The 22,984-nt window shown below is 68.6% G+C and carries 20 protein-coding genes; 9 read left to right on the top strand and 11 right to left on the bottom strand.

All coding sequences use genetic code 11. From position 1 onward, the window contains the following. Positions 1 to 6: 6 nt before the first annotated feature. From ACSFBE_RS10580 to ACSFBE_RS10600, 5 genes are all read right to left on the bottom strand, one after another. Positions 7 to 1,323 carry a four-carbon acid sugar kinase family protein gene (locus ACSFBE_RS10580; protein WP_435490331.1) on the bottom strand — a complete coding sequence of 439 codons (1,317 nt, stop codon included), beginning with the start codon at positions 1,321 to 1,323 and terminating at the stop codon, positions 7 to 9. Next, on the bottom strand, positions 1,320 to 2,588 hold the full coding sequence (locus ACSFBE_RS10585) for a ribulose-bisphosphate carboxylase large subunit family protein (protein ID WP_435490332.1): 1,269 nt from the start codon (positions 2,586 to 2,588) through the stop codon (positions 1,320 to 1,322). The genes ACSFBE_RS10580 and ACSFBE_RS10585 overlap by 4 nt, the downstream gene beginning before the upstream one ends. A 5-nt stretch (positions 2,589 to 2,593) precedes the next feature. After that, a complete protein-coding gene (locus ACSFBE_RS10590) occupies positions 2,594 to 3,136 on the bottom strand; it encodes a VOC family protein (RefSeq protein ID WP_435490333.1) in 543 nt (180 codons plus the stop codon). A 63-nt stretch (positions 3,137 to 3,199) separates the two neighbouring features. Then, a complete protein-coding gene (locus ACSFBE_RS10595; RefSeq protein ID WP_435490334.1) occupies positions 3,200 to 5,080 on the bottom strand; it encodes a TRAP transporter large permease in 1,881 nt (626 codons plus the stop codon). Positions 5,081 to 5,087: 7 nt separating this feature from the next. After that, positions 5,088 to 6,107 carry a TRAP transporter substrate-binding protein gene (locus ACSFBE_RS10600; protein WP_435490335.1) on the bottom strand — a complete coding sequence of 340 codons (1,020 nt, stop codon included), beginning with the start codon at positions 6,105 to 6,107 and terminating at the stop codon, positions 5,088 to 5,090. Positions 6,108 to 6,221: 114 nt separating this feature from the next. On the opposite strand from ACSFBE_RS10600, the gene ACSFBE_RS10605 reads away from it, so the two are divergent. Both ACSFBE_RS10605 and ACSFBE_RS10610 read left to right on the top strand, forming a co-directional pair. Further along, the gene (locus tag ACSFBE_RS10605; RefSeq protein ID WP_435490336.1) at positions 6,222 to 7,283 is read left to right on the top strand and encodes a LacI family DNA-binding transcriptional regulator; all 1,062 of its coding nucleotides are present in this window, start codon (positions 6,222 to 6,224) and stop codon (positions 7,281 to 7,283) included. 86 nt (positions 7,284 to 7,369) lie between these two features. Further along, positions 7,370 to 8,203: an alpha/beta hydrolase gene (locus tag ACSFBE_RS10610; RefSeq protein ID WP_435490337.1), complete on the top strand. Its 834-nt coding sequence runs from the start codon at positions 7,370 to 7,372 to the stop codon at positions 8,201 to 8,203. Positions 8,204 to 8,274: 71 nt separating this feature from the next. Here ACSFBE_RS10610 and ACSFBE_RS10615 read toward each other — a convergent pair whose 3' ends face one another. After that, positions 8,275 to 9,612: a glycerate kinase type-2 family protein gene (locus tag ACSFBE_RS10615; RefSeq protein WP_435490338.1), complete on the bottom strand. Its 1,338-nt coding sequence runs from the start codon at positions 9,610 to 9,612 to the stop codon at positions 8,275 to 8,277. A 38-nt stretch (positions 9,613 to 9,650) separates the two neighbouring features. Here ACSFBE_RS10615 and ACSFBE_RS10620 point away from each other — a divergent pair, with 38 nt between their 5' ends. After that, complete coding sequence (locus tag ACSFBE_RS10620) at positions 9,651 to 11,048, top strand: 8-oxoguanine deaminase (RefSeq protein ID WP_435490339.1); 1,398 nt, start codon at positions 9,651 to 9,653, stop codon at positions 11,046 to 11,048. 3 nt (positions 11,049 to 11,051) lie between these two features. Here ACSFBE_RS10620 and ACSFBE_RS10625 read toward each other — a convergent pair whose 3' ends face one another. The 4 genes from ACSFBE_RS10625 to xdhC form a co-directional block, all read right to left on the bottom strand. Continuing rightward, on the bottom strand, positions 11,052 to 11,480 hold the full coding sequence (locus ACSFBE_RS10625) for a hypothetical protein (protein WP_435490340.1): 429 nt from the start codon (positions 11,478 to 11,480) through the stop codon (positions 11,052 to 11,054). 52 nt (positions 11,481 to 11,532) lie between these two features. After that, a complete protein-coding gene (locus ACSFBE_RS10630; RefSeq protein ID WP_435490341.1) occupies positions 11,533 to 13,701 on the bottom strand; it encodes a TonB-dependent receptor in 2,169 nt (722 codons plus the stop codon). A 156-nt stretch (positions 13,702 to 13,857) separates the two neighbouring features. After that, entirely contained in the window at positions 13,858 to 15,063 is a 1,206-nt protein-coding gene (locus ACSFBE_RS10635) for a urate hydroxylase PuuD (protein ID WP_435490342.1), read from the bottom strand. A 174-nt stretch (positions 15,064 to 15,237) separates the two neighbouring features. Beyond that, positions 15,238 to 16,050, bottom strand: coding sequence for a xanthine dehydrogenase accessory protein XdhC (xdhC, locus tag ACSFBE_RS10640; protein WP_435490343.1), 813 nt, complete (start codon positions 16,048 to 16,050; stop codon positions 15,238 to 15,240). A 69-nt stretch (positions 16,051 to 16,119) separates the two neighbouring features. On the opposite strand from xdhC, the gene ACSFBE_RS10645 reads away from it, so the two are divergent. Beyond that, entirely contained in the window at positions 16,120 to 16,632 is a 513-nt protein-coding gene (locus ACSFBE_RS10645; protein ID WP_435490344.1) for a hypothetical protein, read from the top strand. Between the two features lie 7 nt (positions 16,633 to 16,639). On the opposite strand, the gene uraH is transcribed toward ACSFBE_RS10645, so the two are convergent. After that, a complete protein-coding gene (gene uraH, locus ACSFBE_RS10650) occupies positions 16,640 to 16,990 on the bottom strand; it encodes a hydroxyisourate hydrolase (RefSeq protein WP_435490345.1) in 351 nt (116 codons plus the stop codon). A gap of 89 nt (positions 16,991 to 17,079) precedes the next feature. On the opposite strand from uraH, the gene ACSFBE_RS10655 reads away from it, so the two are divergent. The 5 genes from ACSFBE_RS10655 (at position 17,080) to ACSFBE_RS10675 (ending at position 22,886) form a co-directional block, all read left to right on the top strand. Beyond that, positions 17,080 to 17,745 carry a GntR family transcriptional regulator gene (locus ACSFBE_RS10655; protein ID WP_435490346.1) on the top strand — a complete coding sequence of 222 codons (666 nt, stop codon included), beginning with the start codon at positions 17,080 to 17,082 and terminating at the stop codon, positions 17,743 to 17,745. Positions 17,746 to 17,760: 15 nt separating this feature from the next. Further along, positions 17,761 to 18,711 carry an allantoinase PuuE gene (gene puuE, locus ACSFBE_RS10660; RefSeq protein WP_435490347.1) on the top strand — a complete coding sequence of 317 codons (951 nt, stop codon included), beginning with the start codon at positions 17,761 to 17,763 and terminating at the stop codon, positions 18,709 to 18,711. Position 18,712: 1 nt separating this feature from the next. After that, positions 18,713 to 20,500 carry a 2-oxo-4-hydroxy-4-carboxy-5-ureidoimidazoline decarboxylase gene (gene uraD, locus ACSFBE_RS10665; RefSeq protein WP_435490348.1) on the top strand — a complete coding sequence of 596 codons (1,788 nt, stop codon included), beginning with the start codon at positions 18,713 to 18,715 and terminating at the stop codon, positions 20,498 to 20,500. Then, complete coding sequence (locus ACSFBE_RS10670; RefSeq protein WP_435490349.1) at positions 20,497 to 21,720, top strand: M20 family metallopeptidase; 1,224 nt, start codon at positions 20,497 to 20,499, stop codon at positions 21,718 to 21,720. Before uraD ends, ACSFBE_RS10670 begins: the two co-directional genes overlap by 4 nt. A 74-nt stretch (positions 21,721 to 21,794) precedes the next feature. Beyond that, entirely contained in the window at positions 21,795 to 22,886 is a 1,092-nt protein-coding gene (locus ACSFBE_RS10675; protein WP_435490350.1) for an AI-2E family transporter, read from the top strand. The last annotated feature ends 98 nt before the right edge of the window (positions 22,887 to 22,984 follow it).

Raw genomic sequence — 22,984 nt, forward strand, 5'->3', positions numbered from 1 at the left:
ACGGGTTCAGACGTTGCCGTGCACCAGCCGCTCGAAGAAGTCCTCACCCCCCATCTGGCCGCCCTTCAGCGCGATCTCCAGGCCGTCGAGGCGCGGCGATTCGCTGTGCAGCCGGCACAGCGCGACGCCCGGCGCCAGCGGCGCCCGGTACGAGAGGCCCCAGGCATCGAGCGCCTGCACCGCGTGGCTGGAGGTGTCGCCGCCGGCGATGCCGACGCGCGACAGCGGCACCGCCGCCAGCACGCCGGCCAGCAGGTCGCCGCCGGCCTGCGCGAGCGCGCGCGCCGGCACGCCGGGGTGGGATGCCTGGGCCGCACCGGGCCGAACCGTGCAGGCCAGGACGTGACGGCCCTGCGCCAGCAGGGAGGCGATGACTTCGACCGCATCGGCGCGCGCGCGCGCATCGGCCACCAGCCGCTGCGGGTCGAGCCACACCGTTTCGAAGGAGCGTGCCGCGGCCACCTGCCGCGCCGTGACCGGCGACAAGCTGCCCGCCAGCGCCAGCACCGGCCCGCGGGCGGCGGCCACGGTATCGGGTGAGGGCGGTGTGCTTGCGAAGCGCGGTGCGAAGGCCTGCACCACGCTGCTCGGGCCGACCACGAGCAGCGACGCGGCTTCGGCCTGTGGACCGAGCAGGCCGCCGATGGCTTGCAGGTGCGCGTTCTCCGCGACATCGAACAGCAATGCGTCCGGCGACGCCGCCAACGCCGCAGCGAAAGCGTCGCGCAACGCTGGCGCGCTCTTGGCGTACGCCGGGTACGGCAGCGACCGCACATCGGCCAGCCCCTGCGCGGCCAGGTGCAGGCGCAGGTCGGCCTCATGCATCGGCGTGACCGGGTGCCGACTCATGGTCGGATGGCGGTCGATGCGGTGCACCTCGCCGCCGCTACCCGCCGCGGCGAAAAGGTTGCCGAACAGGCAGTAGCGCTCCAGCTCGGGCTGGCCGCCGACGATGGCAGTCCAGGGCGTATCGACCGCCGGCCGCAGCGTGTCGATCGCGACGCCGACGCTGCCCACCTCGGGCGCGCTGTCGAAGGTCGAGCAGGTCTTGTAGTGCAGCACGCGCGCGCCGAGGCGGCGGAACAGCGCGGCGACAGACGCGAGTTCGGCCCGCATCTCGCCCGGCGCCATCGAGCGCGCGGCGCCGGCGATGCCCAGGCAGTCGAGCGGCCCGGCCGCGGCGATCTGCGCCGGCGTCGGCACCCGCAGGAAGAGCAGCGTGCGCAGGCCCGCGCGCGCGCCGGTCGCCAGCGTGTCGGTCGCGCCGGTGAAGTCGTCGCCGTAGTAGACGATGGCCGGCGGCAAGCGCGTCGGCCGGCTCATCGCTTGCCGAAGAAGGCCAGCGCCGCGGCGAGTTCCGGCGCGCCCTTCGCCGCCTCGTCCAGCGGCGTGCCGGCGCGCGCGGCGGCCCAGGCCTGGCGGATGCTGGCCACGCCTGCGGCCGGGCCCTGCGGGTGCGCGAGGATGCCGCCGCCCGACATGAAGAGCAGGTCGTCGCTGCCGATCGCGCCCCAGGTCGCGGGCACGGTGCCCGCCCACTGGCCGGACGAGAAGGCCGGCATCACGCGGTCGTCGATGCCCTCGGCCAGCGGCGTGAAGCAGTCCTGCGCGGAAGCGATCACCTCCTCGTCGGGCTGCGAGAACTTGCCCTGCAGCCCGTGCACGTGCATGTGGTCGACGCCGGCCAGCCGCCACAGCGTCTGGTAGGCCTGGAAGGAGATGCCCAGCAGTGGATGGCGCGACAGTGCGCCGTAGCCGTTGCGGTGGCCGTGCAGCGCCAGCGGCGTGTGGCGGCGCAGCGTCTGGATGGCCGAATGGCCGCACCAGTTGAGGCTGGCCATCACGCAGGAGCCGCCCTCGCGCTCGACCAGGTCGGCGTGGCGCTTCATGGCGTCGGTCTCGTCGGTGATGTTGAAGGCCACCATCACATGCTTGCCGGTGCGCGCCTGGTGCGCGCGCACCACCGCCATCACGGCCGGCACGCGCTCGGCCAGCGGCGCGTGGTCGGGGTCGGCGCAGACCTCGTCGTCCTTGATGAAGTCGACGCCCGCCGCGCACAGCCGACCGACCAGCTCGGCCGTCTCGGCCGCCGAGAAGCCGACGTTGGGCTTGATGATGGTGCCGACCAGCGCGCCGCTCGCCACGCCGGTGGCGCGGCGCGTGCCGGCGATGCCGACGCGCGGCATGTCGAAGCGCGCGCGGTAGGCGGCGGGCAGGTGCACCGTCTCCAAGCGCAGGCCACTCACTTCGCCCAGGTCGTAGAGGTTGCCCGCCACCGTGGCGGCCAGCGTCGGCAGGTTGGCGCCGATGTTGGCGACGGGGAAGGAGATCTCGACGCGCGCGCGCCGCCACGGGCCTTGCGTGCCCTTGCGCTCCAGCAGCGCGTTGGGCAGGCTGGGCACCGTCACGGACTCGAGTTCGACGATCGATTCGACCGTCGCACGGGCCCGCGCCCGCAGTGCGTCGGTCTCGCCCTCGACGCGGGTGAAGGTGCCGCAGGACTGCTCACCCGCCATCACCTCGGCCACCTTCTCGGGCGGCTCGGGCGTCTCGATGAGGTAGCTGGCGCGGAGGCGTTCGGTGGCCATCGCGCTCAGAGCTTCGAGAGGTCGGGGAAGGGGCGCACCGGGTCGGTGGTGCCGTCCCAGGTCTTGGAGGTCTCGCGGATCAGGTCGAACATCTTGCCTTTGGGGCCGGCCACTTCCGACAGCTCGATCACCGTGCCCGGGTGGTACTCGGTGTCGAAGTAGATGAAGCGCCCGCGTGCGCCGACCTCGCCGCTCATCTTGGGCTTGAAGCCTTGCTCGAGCAGGCGTTCGACGTCGGCGTCGTACGCCTGCGTCCAGTAGGCGACGTGCTGCAGCCCGGTGCGGCCGGCCTGCAGGAAATCGCGGTACATCGAGGGCACGTCGTTGCGCGTCTGGATCAGCTCGACCTGCACGAAGCCCGAGTTGGCGAGCGCCACCGAGTTGTGCGGCTCGTAACGCTGGCCGTCGTACTGGTAGTTCACGATGGGCACCTTGGGGTTGTAGTACCAGGGCCCGACGCCCAGCGTCTTGCTCCAGTAGTCCATGGCGGCTTCGATGTCGTGCACGACATAGCCCAGCTGGCGGATCTCTCCGAAATGGCGGCTCATTGTGGTTTTCCGTGTGTGAGTGCGGTGGAGGAAATGCGGCGGCGACGCGTTGGAAGGCGCGCCTTACTTGGCGAGGAAACCGATGGAGAACCAGGGCACGGCGGCGATCAACACCAGGCCGACCAGCAAGGCGACCATGTAGCCGCCGATGTACTTCATGCCTTCGTTCGGGTCGACCTTGGCCACGGCGCAGGCGCCGTAGTAGCCGACGCCGATCGGCGGTGCGAACAGGCCGATGCCCATCGCGAAGATGACGACCATCGCGTAGTGCACCGGGTGCACGCCGGCCGCCTGCGCGATGGGAAACAGCAGCGGTCCGAACAGCACGATGGCCGGGATGCCCTCGAGCACGCAGCCCAGCACGATGAAGGCGAGGATCGAGATCGCGAGGAAGCCGTACGAGCCGCCGGGAATGGCCGCCATCCAGCGCGCCAGGTCGGTCGAGAAGCCCGACTGCGTGAGGCCCCAGGCCATGGCGGTGGCGCAGCCGACGATGAACATGATGGCGCCCGAGAGCGAAGCCGTCTCGATCAGCATCGGCTTCAGGCGGCCCCAGTCGAACTGGCGATAGATGAGCAGCCCGGCGAGTGCGGAATACACGATCCCGATGGTCGACACCTCGGTAGCGGTCGCCACGCCTTCGACCACCGCGGCGCGGATGACGAAGGGCAGCGCCACCGCCGGCAGCGCGACGATGAAGAAGCGGCCGATCTGCGCGCGCGAGTAACGCGCCACTGCGCTCAGGTCTTCCTTGCGGTAGCGCCACCACACCACGCTGCACAGGCACAGGCCGAGCACCAGCGCCGGCACCATGCCGCCGGTGAACAGCGCGGCGATCGACACGCCCGTGACCGAGCCGATGGTGATGAGCACGATCGACGGCGGAATGGTTTCCGTCTGTGCGCCGGTGGCCGACAGCAGCGCCACCAGGTCGCCCGGCTTGGCACCGCGCTTCTTCATCTCGGGGAACAGCACCGGCGCGATGGCCGCCATGTCGGCGATCTTCGAACCCGAGATGCCCGACACCAGGTACATCGCGCCGACCAGCACGTACGACAGGCCGCCGCGCACATGGCCCAGCAGGCTGGCGAGGAACTGGATCATGGCCTTGGCCATGCCGGTCATCTCGATCAGCGCGCCCAGGAAAATGAAGAGCGGCACCGCCAGCATGATGAGGTGCGACATGCCCTCGTCCATGCGGCCGACCATCACCACCATCGGCGTCGAGGTGGTGAGCGCCAGGTAGCCGAAGGTGGCCAGCGCGAACGAAAAGGCGATCGGCACGCCAGCGAACACGTTCACCGCGACGATCACCAGGAAGAACACCACCAGGTTCAGCTTGCCCAGCGACGCGAACAGCGGCCGCGCGAGCCAGAAGGCGGCGACCACCAGCACGACGAAGCCGAGCGTGACCGCGATCTCGCGGGCGGTCGAGAAGCGCAGCAGGCGTAGCGCGCCGAAGACGATCATCAGCGCGACGCCGACCGGGATGGCCGCGGCCCGCCATGCGTTGCTGATCTCCAGCGCCGGCGTGACGATGAAGGCCTCGTCGGCCGCGTATTCGTAGGCAGGCCACAGCACCAGGGCCAGGAAGGCGAGCGACGCGGCGATGGCCAGCGCCTCGAGCATGCGCCGCGCCGACGGGCCCACCTTGCCGACCACCGCCGTCATGCGCATGTGCTCGCCGCGCCGCAGCGCCACCACGGCACCGAGCATCGACAGCCACAGGAAGAAGATCGAGGCGAGTTCGTCCGACCACACGAGCGGCGCGTGGAAGGCGTAGCGCGCAACCACACCGGTGAACAGCACGACGATCTCGACCCCCACCAGCGCGGCGGCAATGGCTTCGATCACCGCGCCCAGGCGCCGATCGATGCGGTCGGCGATGCCGGTGAAGGAATTGGCCGGCGCGGCGCCGAGCTCGACAACAGAGGCGATGGACATCGGCGGGTCAGGCGAGCTTGCCGACGCTCTGTTCGAGCAGGCCCCAGGCCTCGTCGCCGAAGCGGCCCTTCCATTCGCTGTAGAAGCCGGCATCGCGCAGCTTGGCGCGGAAGCTGTCGGCGGTCGGGCGGTTGATGGCCAGGCCCTTCGCTTCGAGATCGGTCACGACCGACTCGTTGAGCTTCTTGATGTCCTCCCGCTGCTTGAGGCCCGCGTCGTTGATGGACGCGGCGACGATGGTCTTCAGGTCGGCCGGCAATGCCTCCCAGGCGCGGCCGTTGGCGATGAACCAGTAGCCGTCCCAGATGTGGTTGGTGAGCGAGGCGAACTTCTGCACCTCGTAGAGCTTGGCCACCTGGATGATCGGCAGCGGGTTCTCCTGCGCGTCGACGATTCTTGTCTGCAGCGACGAGTACACCTCGCTGAACTGCAGGCTGGCCGGCGATGCGCCCAGGCTCTTGAACATCGAGATCGACAGCGGGCTCACCGGCACGCGGATCTTCAGGCCGTCGAGGTCTTTCGCCGACGTCACCGGCCCCTTGGAACTGGTGGTCTGGCGGAAGCCGTTGTCCCACATCTTGTCGAAGGCGTAGAGGCGGGTCTTGGCGATGGCTGCGCGCACGTGGGCGCCCAGCTTGCCGTCCATCGCGCCCCACACCTGGTTGTAGTCGGAGAAGGCGAAGCCGATGGCGTTGATGGCCGCGACCGGCACCAGCGTGGCGATGACCAGCGCCGACGGCGTGAAGAACTCGATGCCACCCGAGCGCACCTGCGCCAGCATGTCGGTGTCGCCGCCGAGCTGGTTGTTCGGGAAGATCTTGATCTCGACCCGGCCCTTCGTTTCCTTGGCAATGCGCTCGACGGCCTCTTGCGCACGCACGTTCAGCGGGTGCGTCACCGGCAGGTTGTTGCCGTACTTGTAGGAGAACTCGGCGGCCCGGGCGATGCGCGGCACGGCCGTCACGATGCTGGCGGCGGGGAGTGCGGAAAGCGTGCGCAAGGCACCGCGTCGGGTGAGCGAGTTCATGGTTTGTCTCCGTTGTTGGCTTGATGCCTTTTGATGCATCATGACTGAAAGGCATTCGGACGATAGAGACGTGACACCGCTTCGTCAAACAAACGAGATGATGGTTTTTGATTTATGAGGGTTAACCCCGAACCTCCCGACACCCCGCTGCCGAGCCGCGCGCGGGTGGTCGACATCGCGCGCGCCGCCGGCGTGTCGACGGCCACCGTCGACCGCGTGCTCAACAAGCGGCCGGGCGTGCGCGACGCCACCGTGCAGCGCGTGCTGAAGGCGGCCGGCGAACTCGACTACCTGCCGGGCCAGGCGCTGTACGCCGCGCTCGCGCCGCAGCCCTTGCGGCTGAGCGTGCTGCTGCCGGCCGGCACCAACCGCTTCATCCGCATGCTCGGCGACATGGTGGGTTATTCGCAGGAGCACTGGGCGCCCTTCAACGTGCGCTGCCGGGCCGAGTTCATCGAGAGCTTCAACCCGCACGAACTGGCTGCCGCGCTGCGGCGGCACGGCAAGCGCAGCGACGGCATCGCGGTGATGGCGCTCGAGCACCCGGCGGTGCGCGAGGCGGTGGCCGAACTCGCGGCGCAGGGCGTGCCGGTGATCACGCTGATCTCCGACCTGTCGAACTCGCCGCGCGTGGCCTATATCGGGCTGGACAACCGCGCCGCCGGGCGCACGGCGGGCTACCTCATCGGCCGCTTCATCGGCGCGCGCAGCGCCAAGGTCGCGCTCATCGCCGGCAGCCTGAGCTACCGCGCGCACGAGGAGCGCGAAGCCGGCTTCCTGCACGTCATCGACGAGATGTTCCCGCAGCTGTCGGTGGTGGGCCTGCGCGAGGGCCACGACGACGCCGAGCAGAACTACCGCCAGACGCGCGCCCTGCTCGACCAGCACCCCGAGCTCGGCGGCATCTACAACATCGGCGGCGCGTCCGACGGCGTAGCGCGGGCGCTGAAGGAAGCGGGGCGCGACCAGAAGGTGGTCTTCATCGGCCACGGCCTCACGCCGGACACGCGTGCCCTGCTGATCGACGGCAGCCTCGATGCGGTGATCACGCAGAGCCCGCACACCACGTTGATGAGCTGCGTGCGCATCTTCACCAACCTGCGAGACGGGCGCGAGGCGCTGAGTGGCGTGGAGAACACGCGAAGCCAGGTCATATTTCGCGAAAACCTGCCCTGAGGGCTTTGACCCCGTGCCGGCCGGCGCGGAAGAACGCGGCGAAACTAGCGCGCTCACTTGCCGTCCCTGCCCCGGAGTCCGCCCCCTTGTCATCCAAAGTCTTTCGCATCGCCCTCGCCGCCTCGGCCGCCGCCGTCGGCGCCATCGCGACCTACTGGACGCTCCTCGCCACGCGGCAGGGCCACATCCTCTTCAACGCCCGCAAGCTGCCGGTCGTGGCGCTGTCCGACGACTTCTCGACCTACTCGCATGCAGTGCCCGGCGGCATGGTGCGCGGCTACGTCTACCACCCGCACGGCGAAGACGCGCTGCAGGATCTCTTCATCTACTTCGCGGGCCGCGGCGAAGACGTACGCGCCACCGCCAAGGCACTCACCTGGCTGCCGGCGGGCTTCGGTTTCGCGGCGATCAATTACCGCGGCGTCGCCGACTCGGAGGGGCACCCGTCGGAGATCGCCTCGGTCGAAGACGCGAACCAGCTCGCCAGGCACCTGCGCCGCGCCTTCCCGCAGGCGCGGCTGCACGTCGTCGGCCGCAGCCTGGGCACGGGCGTGGCGATCCAGCTGGTGGCGCGGCAGGACTTCGCGAGCCTGCAGCTGATCACGCCCTACGACTCGATGCTGGAAGTGGCCAAGCGGCGCTTTCCGCTGGTGCCGCTGTCGCTGCTGCTGCGCAACCGTTTCGACTCGCTCACGCACAGCCGCGAGGTGGCGGCCAAGACCCAGGTGCTGCTGGCCGCGCACGACGACGTCGTGCTGCCGGTGCGATCGCAGAAGCTCATCGACGCCTGGCCCACGCCGGTCCACGTGCAGACGGTGGCGGGCTCGGACCACCACGACATCATGCGGATCGAAGCGACCTGGCTGTACCTGGTCGACTTCGCCCTGACCGCGGTCCTTCCCGAGCCCAAGGCTGCCTGAGCAGCGGGCGCACGGCGGCCGGGCCCGTGTGCGAGCAAGCTTGCGCCGACTGAGGGTGGCCCCCCTGGCATTCAGAGAATCAGCAACGCCCGGAAATCATTGACGTTGGTGTGCGTCGGCCCCGTGACGAGCAGGTCGCCGATGGCATCGAAGTACCCGTAGGCGTCGTTGCGGTCCAGATGGTCGGCGAGCTTGCATCCCTGTGCCGTGGCGCGCACCAGCGTGTCGGGCGTGACGAAGGCGCCGGCGTTGTCTTCCACGCCGTCGATGCCGTCGGTGTCGGCGGCCAGCGCCCACACGTCGGGCTGGCCGGCCAACGCGCCAGCCAGGCCCAGGCAGAACTCGCCGGCGCGGCCGCCGCGGCCCTTGGCCTGGCCGGGCTGGCGCGGGCGGATCGTCACCGTGGTCTCGCCGCCCGAGAGGATCACGCAGGGCTTCGCGAAGGGCGCGCCGCGCAGCGCGACCGCGCGCGCCAGCGCGCCATGCACCTTGCCGACCTCGCGCGATTCGCCTTCCATCTCATCGCTCAGGATGTGCGCGTCGATGCCGGCCGCGCGCGCGGCGGCGGCCGCCGCTTCGAGCGACTGCTGCGGCGTCGCGACGAGGTGCGTGGTGTGGCCCTGGAAGACCGCATCCGACGGCTTCGGCGTTTCGAGCGTGCCGCGCTCCAGCTGCGCGCGCACCGGGGCCGGCACCTCGATGCCGTAGCGGTCGAGGATCGCCATCGCATCCGCGCAGGTGGTGGCGTCGGGCACCGTGGGGCCGCTGGCGATGACGGCCGGGTCGTCGCCCGGCACATCGCTGATGGTGAGCGTGACCACCTGCGCCGGTGCGCAGGCCGCGGCCAGCCGGCCGCCCTTGATGCGCGACAGGTGCTTGCGCACGCAGTTCATCTCGCCGATGTGGGCGCCGCTTTCAAGCAGCTGCCGGTTGATGCGCTGCTTGTCTTCCAGCGTCAGCCCGTCGGCCGGCAGCGTGAGCAGCGCCGAGCCGCCGCCGGAAATCAGGCACAGCACCAGGTCGTCGGCGGTGAGACCTTCGGTCAGCGCCAGGATGCGCTCGGCCGCTTTCAACCCGGCCGCGTCGGGCACCGGGTGCGCCGCCTCGACGACCTCGATGCGCGACGCGAGGCCGTCGGGACGCGGCGGGATGTGGCCGTAGCGCGTGACAACCAGGCCCGACAGCGGCGCCTCCGCCGGCCACAGGGCTTCGAGCGCCTGCGCCATCGAGCCGCCCGCCTTGCCCGCGCCCAACACCAGCGTGCGGCCCTTGGGCGACTTCGGCAGGCACGGCGCCATGCCGGTGAGCGGCAGGGCGCGCGCGACGGCGACACCATACAGATGCGCGAGGAATTCGCGCGGGGACGTGCGTGCGTCGGGCACGCCGGAGGAAAGGTTCGGTGCGATCATTTGCGTTGTCTCCACGCTCTATTCTGTCTGCTCGCGCCATGACCACCCTGCTGATCCGCAACGCGACCTGCGTCGCCACCTTCGACGACGCGCGCAGCGAGTGGCGCGATGCGTCGGTCTTCGTGCGCGAGAACCGCATCGAGGCAATCGGTCCGGCGGCCGACCTGCCGCAGACCGCCGACGAGGTGATCGATGCGCGCGGCCACCTCGTCGTGCCGGGGCTGGTCAACACGCACCATCACATGGTTCAGTCGCTCACCCGCGCCATCCCGGAGGTGCAGGACGCTGAACTTTTCTCATGGCTGCGTGGCCTGTACCCGATCTGGGCCGGGCTCACGCCGGAGATGGTGCACGTGTCGACGCAGCTCGCGATGGCCGAGCTGCTGCTGTCGGGCTGCACCACCAGCAGCGACCACCTCTACATCTACCCCAACGGCGTGCGGCTGGACGACAGCATCGACGCGGCGCGCGAGATCGGCATGCGCTTCGTCGCGAGTCGCGGCAGCATGAGCGTCGGCGCCTCGCAGGGCGGCCTGCCGCCCGACCGCGTGGTCGAGCGCGAAGACGCCATCCTGAAGGACACGCAACGCCTGATTGAAACGCACCACGAGGCCACGCACGGCGCGATGGTGAACGTGGCGGTGGCGCCCTGCTCGCCCTTCAGCGTGAGCCGCGACCTGATGCGCGAATCGGCCCTGCTGGCGCGGTCTTTCAAAGGCCAAGGCGTGCGCCTGCATACCCACCTGGCCGAGAACGACCACGACATCGCCTACAGCCGGGAGAAGTTCAATTGCACACCGGCCGAATATGCGCAGGACCTGGGCTGGCTCGGCCACGACGTCTGGCACGCGCACTGCGTGAAGCTCGACGCCGAAGGCATCGCGCTGTTCGCAAAAACCAAGACCGGCGTGGCGCACTGCCCCTGCAGCAACATGCGCCTGGCTTCGGGCATTGCGCCGATCCGCCGCATGCTCGACGCCGGCGTGCCGGTGGGCCTGGGCGTGGACGGCAGCGCCAGCAACGACGCGGCGCACATGGTCAACGAGGCGCGCCAGGCACTGCTGCTGGCACGCGTCGGACGCGCGCTGGAGCCCTTCGGCTGCGACCACGGGCCTTCGGAGATGACGGCGCGCGATGCGCTGTCGATCGCCACCCGCGGAGGCGCCGAGGTCCTGGGCCGCACCGACATCGGCCACCTGGCGCCAGGCCTGTGCGCCGACCTCGCGCTGTTCGACCTGAACACCGTCGCCTTCGCCGGCGGCGCGGTGCATGACCCGGTCGCGAGCCTGCTGCTGTGCGCCAGCCCGCAGGCGGCATACACGGTGGTCAACGGGCGGGTGGTGGTGCGCGCCGGGCAGTTGACGACCGTCGACCTGGGGCCGCTGGTGGAACGCCACAACCGGCTGGCGATGCAGCTGGCGCTGTCAGCAGGCTGAGACTCAGTCGTCTCGGCCTTGTGCGCTCAGTCGCGCAACCTCGCGGTCCAATGCCTCGTAAGCGCTATCGCAGAACAGTTCGCACAGCCGGTCGACCGCCGCGCGGCTCGGCACGTCGACCACGGCAGCGTCCTGCGCCATCTTTCCCTTGCCGAACAGACTCTTGCGAAACTGCATCGACACCGACTGAATGAGGTACGCACCGCCCAGGTCGGCGCCGTCGCCGAGCAGGGTGACCCACAGCTCGCGCTGCGCGGCCACGTTCTGCAGCACCACGGCCGGCAATGCCCCCTCCTGCTGCTCATCCCACAGCGCGTGCTCGGCCACCCAGGGAAAGGCGTCGATGGCATGGCGAAAAGCCATGAAATCGGTCGCCCCCTGCGGCTCGGCCGGCAGGTCGTCGCCGACTTTTTGAAAGGCATGAGTCAACATGGTGGCGGGGCGGCTTGCGCCAAGTCAGAAGGCCTGCATTCTGGTCCCATCCTCAGAAGCTGTAGCGCGCGCTCAGTTCGACCGAGCGCGGTGCCCCGGGCAGGATGCCGATGTCGTTGTTGGCCGACACGTCATAGCGCCGGTCGAACACGTTCTTCAGGTTGACTGCTGCACTCCAGCCTTTGGGCGCGGGGCGCCAGTACACCGCCATGTCGGCCGTGACGAAACCGGGGAGCCGGACGGCGTTGTCGACGTTGGCGTACTCGAAGCTGCGCGCCGTGATGCCGCCACCGACCTGCACGCCGGGCACCCAGGCATCCAGCGATTTCAGCAGCCACAGGCTCAGGCTGTTGCGCGGGGCCAGCGCCAGCGTCTTGCCCTGCAGCGGAGTCGGCCTGGCGGACGAGAACGGCGCGGTCACCGTTCCCACGCCACGCGTCACTTCGGTCTGAAGGTACGAGTAACCGGCCAGCAACTGAAGGCCAGGCGCGATCTGGCCTGCAAAACTCAGCTCGAGGCCGCGGGCGCGCTGCTCACCGATGTTCACCAACCTGTTGAGCACCGGGTCGGTGTATTTCACGTCGCTGCGCGTCAGCTGGTAGATCGCCGCGGTGAACGAGGCGCCACCGTTGAACATGTCGGTCTTGGAGCCCACTTCCCAGTTGGTGCTCTGCTCGGGCTTGAGTTGCGCGTTGCTGGTCGCCAGCGGACCGGCTTCGCCGGAGGGCTGGTACGACCGGGTGCCCGAGACGTAGTAGCTCTGCGTCGCCGTGGGCTGCCACACCAGGCCGGCGCGCGGCGAGATATTGCGATCGGTGCGCGACAGGTCGGCATTGGCGGGCAGTTGGTCGTCGTATTTCTGGCCGAAGGCGTCGTAGCGCAGGCCGACCATCGTCTTGATGGTCGGTGTCCAGGTCGACAGCGACTGCACGTAGGCACTGCGCGTGGTGTTCACCGTGTAGCCCGTGGTCGGGGCGGACGACTGCGCAATCGGCACATAGAACGGCAGGTCGCGACCGACCGGCGCGAAGACCGGGGTGCTGAACGAGTAGCCGGCGCGGTTGGTGGCCGCGTTGGTGACGGCCTGGAAGCGGTCCTGCTCGCCGACCTCGATGCCGGCCAGCAGCTTGTGCGTGGTGCTGCCGAGTGTCAGGTCGTGGCTGATCTCGGACTGGTTGAACCAGCCGTGTTCGTAGCGCTGGACCGCGCCACGCGACAGCAGCGCCATCGGCACCGCGCCGCTGTCGTTGACCGAGCCGATCCGGGTGTGGCGGCGGTCGAGCGAATAGTCGTAGTAGCGCAGCGTGTTGGTGAAGGCCGTGGCGTCGGACAGGCGCCGCTTGTATTGCACCGTGCTGGCTTCCATCGTCGAGATGGTGTGGTCGAGCCGACGGGCGTCGGCAGCGCCGTAGTAAGTGTTGCGCGGCACGTCCGCCGGTCGGCCGGTCGACGCCAGGCCGGGCACGCCGAAGTCGATGCTGCGTTCCTGCTGCTGGTAGTTGAACTGCAGCAGCAGGCTCTGGTCGGCATCTTTCCAAAGGATGCTGGGCGACAGTGCCTGGCTGCGCAGGTAGCCGTTGGTGCGATAGCTGTCGGAATCTTCCAGCGCCCCGTCGAGCCGCACCGCGAGGTTGTCGCTCACCGGCTGGTTGACACCGAAATCGGTGCGCTTGAGGCTGTCGCTGCCGAAGGTCACGCCCACGTCGCCGCCCGCCGCGAAGGACGGCTTCTTCGTGACAAGGTTGATCAGCCCGCCCGACGAACCTCTGCCGTAGAGCGCCGCGGCCGGGCCCTTGACGACTTCGACACGGTCGATGTTGTAGAGATCGCGAAAGTACTGCGCATCGTCGCGCACGCCGTCGAGGTAGATGTCGTAGAGCGCGCTGAAACCGCGGATCACCGTCGCATCGCGCTGCCCGTCGCCGGTGGCGAGGCCGACGGAGGGCACGGTCTTCATCACGTCCTGCACGCTGCGGGCGCCTTGGTCGCGCATGACTTCCTGCGTCACGATGTTGACCGTCTGCGGGATGTCGCGCAGCGGCGCGTTCACCTTGGCAGCCGTCGTGCTGTCGGCGGGCGCATAGTTCGCGCCGTGAGTCTGCTCGGATGTGACGTCGACCTGCGGGAGGGTTTGGGCCTGCGCCGTGGCAGCGCAGGCAGCCAGCACCATGAGCACGGCCTGGGCAACAGCGCAGCGCGTGGAAGGAACGAAGAGGTGCATGAAGAAAGACCAGTGGTGAAGGGTTGAGAACCTTCGCTGGCTGGAACTTTTCTTCGTTCTGGCTTGCTAGAACCGCGAGACTATAGCGAACGAACCTGACTGGAAGCCCGTCTTCACCAGAGACCGTCGCGGTCGCGGTCGTTCGCCTACTTACCGTCAGTTCGTCCTGGCGCCCGCGTTGAACCAGCGCCCGATCAGCTCGCGCTCCGCATCCGTGATGCCAGTGGCATTGTTCATCGGCATGATCTTCGTGATCACCGCCTGCTGGTAGATGGCCTGCGCGTGCAGCGCGACCTGATCGGGCGTGTCGAGCCGCACGTTCTTCATCTGCACGGCCGCGCCGTGGCACAGGTAGCAGCGCTGTTCGAGTACTTTCTGCACGTCGCCGAATGCGACTTTGGGCACCACCGCGCCGGGCGCCGGTGCGGCCACGGGGTCGGGCTTCATCCAGACGATGGTGAGCCCGAGCACGGCGATGCCGACCATCGCGTAAGGCAGCGGGTTCTTCGCGTTGCCCAGCTTGAAGCGATGCCGCACCACGAAGAACTGTCGGATGGCCGCGCCGCCGAGCATGATCAGCAGCAGCACGACCCAGTTGTAGGGGTGCGTGTAGGTGAAGCTGTAGTGGTTGCTCAGCATCGCGAACAGCACCGGCAGCGTGAAGTAGGTGTTGTGCACGCTGCGCTGCTTGCCGCGCTGGCCGTGCACCGGGTTGATCGGCTTGCCCGCGCGCATCAGCGCCACGTTCTCGCGCTGGCCGGGAATGATCCAGAAGAACACGTTGCCACTCATGGTCGTGGCCATCATCGCGCCGACCAGCAGGAAGGCGGCGCGGCCAGCGAACCAGTGGCAGGCCAGCCAGGCCGCGAAGGCGACGAAGCTGGCGACCAGCACGCCGACGATCGCATCGCCGTTCTTGCGGCGCCCGAAGATCTGGCAGATGCCGTCGTAGACGATCCAGAACACGACGAAGAAGGCCAGGGCGACGCTGATGGCCGCGCCCGGTTGCCAGTCCATCTTGGACTTGTCGATGAGATACGTGCTCGCGTTCCACAGGTAGGACATCGTGAAGAGCGCGAAGCCGGTGATCCAGGTCGTGTAGCTTTCCCAGTACGACCAGTGCAGGTGGTCCGGCAGCTTCTTGGGCGCCAGGCCGTACTTCTGCATGTTGTAGAAGCCGCCGCCGTGCACCGCCCACTGTTCGCCGCTGACGCCCTTGTCGAGCGACTCGGCGTCCTGCGGCTTCTCGAGGCTGTTGTCCAGCATCACGAAGTAGAAGGAGGCACCGATCCAGGCAACGGCGGTGATGACGTGGACCCAGCGCAGCAGCAGGTTGGCCCAGTCGAGGTAGTAGCTTTCCATGCTCAACCTTGTCGGCGCGTGGGAGCGCCTTGTCGCTTTGGCCTGCTCACCACCGCGGGCGCTGTAAGCAGAAGAAGAGCCGCGAACGCAGGCCCGGGAAGGGGCCTGGCTCCGCTGCGGCATGGAGTTGTGAACCGAAGTGTATGCACTTTATCGGCCTTCGGGCCGCCATCGTCAGCCCTTGTCGAGCGATTGCAACAACTGTGCCGCGACAGCGACGGCGATCACCTCCGGCTCCTTGCCGCCGATGCCAGGCACGCCGATCGGGCAGGTGATGCGGGCCATCTCCTCTTGCGAAAATCCCCGCGCCTCGAGCCGATGGCGGAAGGTGGCCCACTTGGTCCTGCTGCCGATCAGGCCGATGTAGGGCAGGTCGTCGCGCTGCCGCAGGCGCTGCAGGCAGGCGATGACGATGTCGAGGTCTTCGGCATGGCTGAAGCTCATGATCAGCACGCGCGAGCCCGGTGCGAGATCGGTCACTGCCGAATGCACCGGCTCGGAATGCTCGGTCTCGACCTGCGCGGACGCGGTGGAAGGGAACACGCCTTCGCGGCTGTCGATCCAGCGCACGGCAAAGGGCAGCGTCGCGAGCAGCCTCGCCAGGGCGGCGCCCACGTGGCCGCCACCGAAGAGCGCCACCGGTTTCAGGTGCGCGCCGAGTTCTTCGCGCAGCGCGGGCGCATCCGCGGCCTCGATGCGGCGGAAGCGCAGGAACACCACGCCACCGCAGCACTGCCCCAGGCTCGGCCCGAGCGGGTAGCGGCGAACGCCGTCGATCGGGTCCCCGCCACCGAGCCAGGCACGCGCTTCCCGCACCGCCTGGAACTCGAGCTGGCCGCCGCCGATGGTGCCGGTCAGTGCGTCGGGCCAGACGGCCATCCAGGTGCCGGCCTCACGCGGCACCGAGCCCTCGGTGGCCTCGACGCGCACCAGCACCCCCGGCCCAAGGCCGAGCCGATGCAGCAGATCGTCGAGGGCAGGGTTCATGCGGTCGATTGTCCCGCGGGATGACGCCCGGTTACCGAGCACGGCTGTATGCACGGTATAACCCCGGCGATGATTTGCAGCCTCTCACCGCGTCGTTTCGCCCTCGCCGGCGCCCTCTTCGCCACCCTGTGGCTCGCCGGCTGCGGCAGCAGCCCGACCGCCCCGATCACGGCGCCGGTGCCCGGCCAGCTCAGCGGCGCCACGCCGGAGCCCGGCCCGGCCACCCGCACCGTGCCCCGCGCATCGACCGCGGCGAACCCGCGCGACTATCGCAAGGACGCGGCGCGCCACATCTACGACGCCAACAAGCAGCGCATCTACGGCGGCAAGCTGCCCGCGCTGCTCTATGCGGTCGGCACGCTGCAGGTGAACCTGGATACGCAGGGCAAGGTGCTGTCGATGCACTGGATGCGTGCGCCGAAACACGCGCCGGAAGTCATCGCCGAAATCGAGCGCACGGTGCTCGAAGCCTCGCCCTTCCCGGCCGCCACGCAGCTCGGCCGCGTGACCTGGACCGACACCTGGCTGTGGGACAAGGGCGGCCACTTCCAGCTCGACACACTGACGGAAGGTCAGCTCTAGGTCTAACTCAGGAGCCTCGGTAGGTCGAGTAGCTCCAAGGGCTCACCAGGAGCGGCACGTGGTAGTGCTGGTCGGTGTGCGCCACGCCGAAGTCGAGCGAGACCTTGTCGAGGAAGTTGGGCTCGGGCAGTTGCACGCCGCGCGCCTTGAAATAGGCCGCCACCTCGAAGGTCAGGCGGTAGGTGCCGACGCGGATGGTGTGGTTGTCGTAGAGCGGGCCGTCGCTGCGGCCGTCGGCATTGAGGGTGAAGCGTTTCACCAGCGTCGCGCTGTCGCCCTGCGTGGTGTACAGCGAGACGGCCATGCCCACGGCGGGCGCGCCGTGCATCGTGTCGAGTACGTGGGTGCTCAGGCCCATGGGTTGCTCCTTCGGTCTCCGGCACGCCGGCGGTTCGTTTGGTGAACAAAAGTGTATACAGTTATTGGCTTTGGGTCTATCATGAATCCATGGAGCCCTCCCCCACCGGCACGATCGTCGAAGCCCTGACCAAGGCCATCGTCGAGCATCGCCTGCAGCCGGGCAGCAAGCTGGCCGAACAGAAGCTCGCCGACCACTTCGGGGTGTCGCGCACGCTGGTGAGGCAAGCCTTGTTCCAGCTCTCGCAGAACCGCCTGATCCGGCTCGAGCCGGCGCGCGGCGCCTTCGTGGCGGCACCGGCGGTCGACGAGGCCCGGCAGGTCTTCGCGGTGCGGCGCATGCTCGAAGCCGAGATGACGCGCGCCTTCGTGCGCGAGGTCACGCCGGCCCGCATCAGGGCGCTGCGCGAGCATGTAGCGAACGAGAAGGCGGCGGTTGCCGCCGGCGTCGGCGCCCGCGGCAACGAACTGCTGGGCGACTTCCACGTCCGGATGGCCGAGCTGATGGGCAACCAGGTGCTGGCGCAGATGCTGGGCGAGCTGGTTTCGCGCTGCGCCCTGATCACGCTGATGTACCAACGGCCGGTGGCGGCCGTGCACTCCAACGAAGAACATGCCGACATCGTGAAAGCGCTGGCGGCCCGAGACGAAGAACGGGCCGTGCGCCTGATGACCGAACACCTGGAACATGTCGAGGCCAGCCTGACCTTCGACCGCCAGGTGCCGACCAACGACATCTCACTTGCGCTGTCCTGACCGCGGCGCCCCACCATGAGCGACACCGTCCCCACGCCCTACCCCCGCGACCTCGTCGGCTACGGCCGCCACGTGCCCCACGCCCAGTGGCCCGGCCAGGCGAAGATCGCCGTGCAGTTCGTCCTCAACTACGAGGAAGGCGGCGAGAACAACCCGCTGCACGGCGACCCGAGCTCCGAAACTTTCCTGTCGGAACTCATCACCGCGCAGGCCTACGAGAACCGCCACATGACGATGGAGTCGATGTACGAGTACGGCTCGCGCGCCGGCGTCTGGCGCATCCTGAAGGAATTCGAATCGCGCGGCCTGCCGCTCACGGTCTTCGGTGTCGGCATGGCGCTGCAGCGCTACCCGGAACTGGTCGAGACCTTCCTGAAGAACGGCTACGAGATTGCCAACCACGGCCTGCGCTGGATTCATTACCAGAACCTGCCCATTGCGACCGAGAAGCGCCATCTCGACCTGGCCACGCACGTCATCCGCGACATGACCGGCGGCCAGTGGCCGCTGGGCTGGTACACCGGCCGCGACAGCCCCAACACCCGCCGCCTGGTGGTCGACCAGGGCAGCTACGAGTACGACAGCGACTACTACGGTGACGACCTGCCCTTCTGGATGCAGGTGGAGAAGAGCGACGGCACCATCGCGCCGCACCTGGTCGTGCCCTACTCGCTCGACTGCAACGACATGCGCTTCGTGCAGACGCAAGGCTTCAACACCGGCGACCACTTCTTCACCTACCTGCGCGACAGCTTCGACGCGCTCTATGCAGAAGGCGAGGACGCACCGAAGATGATGAGCATCGGCATGCACTGCCGCCTGCTGGGCAAGCCCGGCCGCATCGGCGCGCTGCGCCGCTTCCTCGACCACGTGCAGCGCCACGAGCGGGTGTGGGTCTGCCGACGCATCGACATCGCCCGGCACTGGAAGCAGGTGCACCCGTTCCAACCCGTCGCAGGGGAATGACATGCCGCTGAGCATCGATGAACTGAACGCCACCTCGGCCACCGACGCCGTCGCCCTGCTCGACGGCGTGTACGAGCATTCGCCCTGGATCGCCGAGAAGGCACTGGCCGCGCGGCCCTTCCGATCGCTGCAGCACCTGAAGCACGCGATGGCGCGGGTCGTGAACGATGCCGGCGCCGATGCGCAGCTCGGCCTGATCCGCGCCCACCCCGAACTGGCCGGCAAGGCCATGACGACGAACACGCTGACCGCCGAGTCCACGAACGAACAGCGCAAGGCGGGGTTGACCGACTGCACGCCCGACGAACTGGAGAAGATCCGCCAGCTCAACGCCGCCTATGGCGCGAAGTTCGGCTTCCCCTTCATCCTCGCCGTGCGCGGGCCGCGCGGCACCGGCCTGGGCAAGCGCGAGATCATCGAGACCTTCGAGCGCCGCCTGGACAACCACGCGGACTTCGAGCGCGCCGAGTCGCTGCGCAACATCCACCGCATCGCCGAGATCCGCCTGAACGACAAGTTCGGCGTGACGCCCGCGCTGGGCAACGACGTGTGGGACTGGCAGGAGCAGCTCGCCGAGCACAGCGACCCGGGCTTCAAGGAAAAGGGCCAGCTCACCGTCACCTACCTGACCGACGCGCACCGCGCCTGCGCCGCGCAGATCGCCGGGCTGATGCACGAGGTCGGCTTCGACACGGTCGAGATCGATGCCGTCGGCAACGTGGTCGGCCGCTACGAAGCCTCCGTGCCCGGCGCGCGCGCGTTGCTCACCGGCTCGCACTACGACACCGTGCGCAACGGCGGCAAGTACGACGGGCGACTGGGCATTTTCGTGCCCATCGCCTGCGTGCGCGAACTCGCACGCCAGGGCCGCCGCCTGCCCTTCGGCTTCGAGGTGGTCGCCTTCGCCGAAGAAGAAGGCCAGCGCTACAAGGCAACCTTCCTCGGCTCGGGTGCGCTCATCGGCCACTTCAACCCCGACTGGCTGACGCAGAAGGACGCGCAGGGCGTGACGATGCGCGACGCCATGCAGCATGCCGGCCTGCGCGAGCAGGAGATTCCCGCCATCCAGCGCGACCCGGCGCGCTACCTCGGCTTCGTCGAGGTGCACATCGAGCAGGGCCCGGTGCTCAACGAGCTCGAACTGCCGCTGGGCATCGTCACCTCCATCAACGGCAGCGTGCGCTACGTGTGCGAAATGATCGGCATGGCGAGCCATGCGGGCACCACACCGATGGACCGCCGGCGCGATGCGGCGGCCGGCGTCGCCGAGCTCATCCTGTACACGGAAAAGCGCGCCGCCCAGGACGGCGATTCGGTCGCCACGGCAGGCATGCTCGAGGTGCCCAACGGCTCCATCAACGTGGTGCCCGGCCGCTGCCGCTTCAGCCTCGACCTGCGCGCGCCGAACGATGCCCAACGCGACGCGCTGGCCGCCGACGTGCTGGCCGCTTTCGACGAGATCACCGAGCGCCGCGGCCTGCGCCAGACGCGCGAACTCACCATGCAGGCTGCCGCCGCGCCGAGTGCGCCGGCCTGGCAACAACGCTGGGAACGCGCCGTCGACGCGCTCGGCGTGCCGATCTTCCGCATGCCCAGCGGTGCCGGCCACGACGCGATGAAGCTGCACGAGGTCATGCCGCAGGCGATGCTCTTCGTGCGCGGCATCAACTCGGGCATCAGCCACAACCCGCTCGAAGCGAGCACCAACGACGACATCGACCTGGCGGTGCAAGCCTTCCGGACGCTGCTCGACAACCTAGCCACCGAACACGCCACCGCGACCCCATGACCGACTACGCCAAGCTCGACGCCTGGATCGACACCCACTTCGACGAAGAAGTGCGCTTCCTGCAGGAACTCGTCCGCGTCCCCACCGACACCCCGCCCGGCAACAACGCGCCGCACGCCGAGCGCACCGCCGAACTGCTCGAAGGCTTCGGCCTGACGGCAGAGAAGCACCCGGTGCCGACGCAGCAGGTGAAGGACTACGGCCTCGAATCCATCACCAACCTGATCGTGCGGCGCGCCTACGGCCCGGGCCGCACGGTCGCGCTCAACGCCCACGGCGACGTGGTGCCGCCCGGCGACGCCTGGTCGCACGACCCCTACGGCGGCGAGATCGAGGGCGGCGCGCTCTACGGCCGCGCCTCGGCGGTCAGCAAGAGCGACTTCGCCAGCTTCACCTTCGCGCTGCGCGCGCTGGAAGCCGTGGCCAAGCCCACGAAGGGCGCGATCGAACTGCACTTCACCTACGACGAGGAATTCGGCGGCCTGCTCGGCCCGGGCTGGCTGCTGAGCCAGGGCTTGACGAAGCCCGACCTGATGATCGCCGCCGGCTTCAGCTACGAAGTGGTAACCGCCCACAACGGCTGCCTGCAGATGGAAGTGACGGTGCACGGCAAGATGGCCCACGCCGCCATCCCGTCCACCGGCGTCGACGCGCTGCAGGGCGCGGTGCACATCCTCAACGCGCTCTATGCGCAGAACGCGCTGTACAAGCAGCGGACCTCGGCTGTCGAGGGCATCACGCATCCGTACCTGAACGTCGGCCGCATCGAAGGCGGCACCAATACCAACGTGGTGCCCGGCAAGGTGACATTCAAGCTCGACCGCCGGATGATCCCGGAGGAAAACCCGGCCGAGGTCGAGGCCGCGATCCGCCGCGTGATCGCCGAGGCGGCCGCGCAATGCCCGGGCATCACGGTCGACATCAAGCGATTGCTGCTGGCCAATTCGATGCGGCCGCTGCCGGGCAACCAGCCGCTGGTCGACGCCATCCAGACGCACGGCCAGGCGATCTTCGGCGAGCCGATTCCGGCGATGGGCACGCCGCTGTACACCGACGTACGGCTCTACGGCGAGGCAGGCATTCCCGGCGTCATCTACGGTGCCGGGCCGCGCACCGTGCTGGAGTCGCATGCCAAGCGCAGCGACGAGCGCGTGATGCTGGAGGACCTGCGCGGCGCCACCAAGGTGATTGCGCGCACGGTGGCCGACCTGCTCGCCTGAACGGTTGAACGGTTGAACACCTGAGCGGCATCGCTGTGGCAACGGCCCTCGGCTCGGCTACAGTCGAAGCGCCCATGATCTCTCCCCAACTCCAGCGCGGTTTCTTCCTGTTCCTGCTGGCGGCCGTCACGGTCGCCTTCTTCTGGATCCTGCTGCCCTTTGCCGGCGCCGTGCTGTGGGGGGTGGCGCTGGCCATCCTCTTCAACCCGCTCTACAAGCGGCTGCTCGCGAAGATGGGCAAGAAGCGGCGCACGCTGGCGGCGCTGGCCACCCTGGGGATCTGCCTGGTGATCGTGTTCCTGCCGCTGTCGATGATCGCCGGCTCCCTGGTGCAGGACGTTGCGACGGTGACGCAGCGCATCCGCTCGGGCGAACTGAATTTCGTCAGCTACGTCCAGCAAGTGGTCAGCGCACTGCCCCGGCCCCTGCTGAATCTGCTCGACCGCTTCGGGCTGGGCAACATGGAAGCGCTGCTTGCCAAGCTGGCCGACACCGCGGCGCAAGGCTCGCAGATGATCGCGCAGCAGGCGCTCAGCATTGGCCAGAACACCTTCGATTTCGTGGCGAGCTTCTTCGTCATGCTCTACCTGCTGTTCTTCCTGCTGCGCGACGGGGCCGACCTGTCCAAGACGATCCGCGAGGCGCTGCCGCTGGCCCGGCCGCACACGCACTACCTGCTGAACAAGTTCACCACCGTGATCCGTGCGACGGTCAAGGGCAACGTGGTGGTTGCCGCGGTGCAGGGCACCATCGGCGGCATCGCCCTGGCGGTGCTCGGCGTGCAGGGCGCGCTGCTGTGGGGCGTGGTGATGGCCTTTCTGTCGCTGCTGCCGGCCGTGGGTGCCGCGCTGATCTGGGGGCCGGTGGCGATCTATTTCCTGGCGACCGGCGCGATCGCCAAGGGCCTCGGCCTGGTCTTCGTCGGCGTCTTCGTGATCGGCCTGATCGACAACATCCTGCGCCCGTTGCTGGTGGGCAAGGACACGCAAATGCCCGACTACGTGGTGCTGATCTCGACCATCGGCGGCATGGCGCTCTTCGGCATCAACGGCTTCGTGATCGGGCCGGTGGTCGCCGCGCTGTTCATGGCGGTGTGGAGCCTGTTCGTGGCTGCGAACGAGGACGCCGAGGCGACCGGCGAGAAAGACGGCCCGCCGCCGCTGTAACGCATTGGCCGGTGCCGCCGGCCCCCGGGGGTTCCCCCTGCAGAGCCCCGCCGCTTTGGGGTAGCCTCTCTCCCTGATTTTTTGCGACATCGAACGGA

Origin of the sequence: Variovorax sucrosi, from assembly GCF_051216635.1 — a bacterium.
GTDB lineage: Bacteria > Pseudomonadota > Gammaproteobacteria > Burkholderiales > Burkholderiaceae_C > Variovorax.

Excerpts from the sequence above, each read along its gene's own strand:
- ACSFBE_RS10580 (WP_435490331.1), bottom strand. The coding sequence starts at position 1,323 with ATGAGCCGGCCGACGCGCTTGCCGCCGGCCATCGTCTACTACGGCGAC.
- ACSFBE_RS10585 (WP_435490332.1), bottom strand. The coding sequence starts at position 2,588 with ATGGCCACCGAACGCCTCCGCGCCAGCTACCTCATCGAGACGCCCGAG.
- ACSFBE_RS10590 (WP_435490333.1), bottom strand. The coding sequence starts at position 3,136 with ATGAGCCGCCATTTCGGAGAGATCCGCCAGCTGGGCTATGTCGTGCAC.
- ACSFBE_RS10595 (WP_435490334.1), bottom strand. The coding sequence starts at position 5,080 with ATGTCCATCGCCTCTGTTGTCGAGCTCGGCGCCGCGCCGGCCAATTCC.
- ACSFBE_RS10600 (WP_435490335.1), bottom strand. The coding sequence starts at position 6,107 with ATGAACTCGCTCACCCGACGCGGTGCCTTGCGCACGCTTTCCGCACTC.
- ACSFBE_RS10605 (WP_435490336.1), top strand. The coding sequence starts at position 6,222 with ATGAGGGTTAACCCCGAACCTCCCGACACCCCGCTGCCGAGCCGCGCG.
- ACSFBE_RS10615 (WP_435490338.1), bottom strand. The coding sequence starts at position 9,612 with ATGATCGCACCGAACCTTTCCTCCGGCGTGCCCGACGCACGCACGTCC.
- ACSFBE_RS10620 (WP_435490339.1), top strand. The coding sequence starts at position 9,651 with ATGACCACCCTGCTGATCCGCAACGCGACCTGCGTCGCCACCTTCGAC.
- ACSFBE_RS10625 (WP_435490340.1), bottom strand. The coding sequence starts at position 11,480 with ATGTTGACTCATGCCTTTCAAAAAGTCGGCGACGACCTGCCGGCCGAG.
- ACSFBE_RS10630 (WP_435490341.1), bottom strand. The coding sequence starts at position 13,701 with ATGCACCTCTTCGTTCCTTCCACGCGCTGCGCTGTTGCCCAGGCCGTG.
- ACSFBE_RS10635 (WP_435490342.1), bottom strand. The coding sequence starts at position 15,063 with ATGGAAAGCTACTACCTCGACTGGGCCAACCTGCTGCTGCGCTGGGTC.
- xdhC (WP_435490343.1), bottom strand. The coding sequence starts at position 16,050 with ATGAACCCTGCCCTCGACGATCTGCTGCATCGGCTCGGCCTTGGGCCG.
- ACSFBE_RS10645 (WP_435490344.1), top strand. The coding sequence starts at position 16,120 with ATGATTTGCAGCCTCTCACCGCGTCGTTTCGCCCTCGCCGGCGCCCTC.
- uraH (WP_435490345.1), bottom strand. The coding sequence starts at position 16,990 with ATGGGCCTGAGCACCCACGTACTCGACACGATGCACGGCGCGCCCGCC.
- ACSFBE_RS10655 (WP_435490346.1), top strand. The coding sequence starts at position 17,080 with ATGGAGCCCTCCCCCACCGGCACGATCGTCGAAGCCCTGACCAAGGCC.
- puuE (WP_435490347.1), top strand. The coding sequence starts at position 17,761 with ATGAGCGACACCGTCCCCACGCCCTACCCCCGCGACCTCGTCGGCTAC.
- uraD (WP_435490348.1), top strand. The coding sequence starts at position 18,713 with ATGCCGCTGAGCATCGATGAACTGAACGCCACCTCGGCCACCGACGCC.
- ACSFBE_RS10670 (WP_435490349.1), top strand. The coding sequence starts at position 20,497 with ATGACCGACTACGCCAAGCTCGACGCCTGGATCGACACCCACTTCGAC.
- ACSFBE_RS10675 (WP_435490350.1), top strand. The coding sequence starts at position 21,795 with ATGATCTCTCCCCAACTCCAGCGCGGTTTCTTCCTGTTCCTGCTGGCG.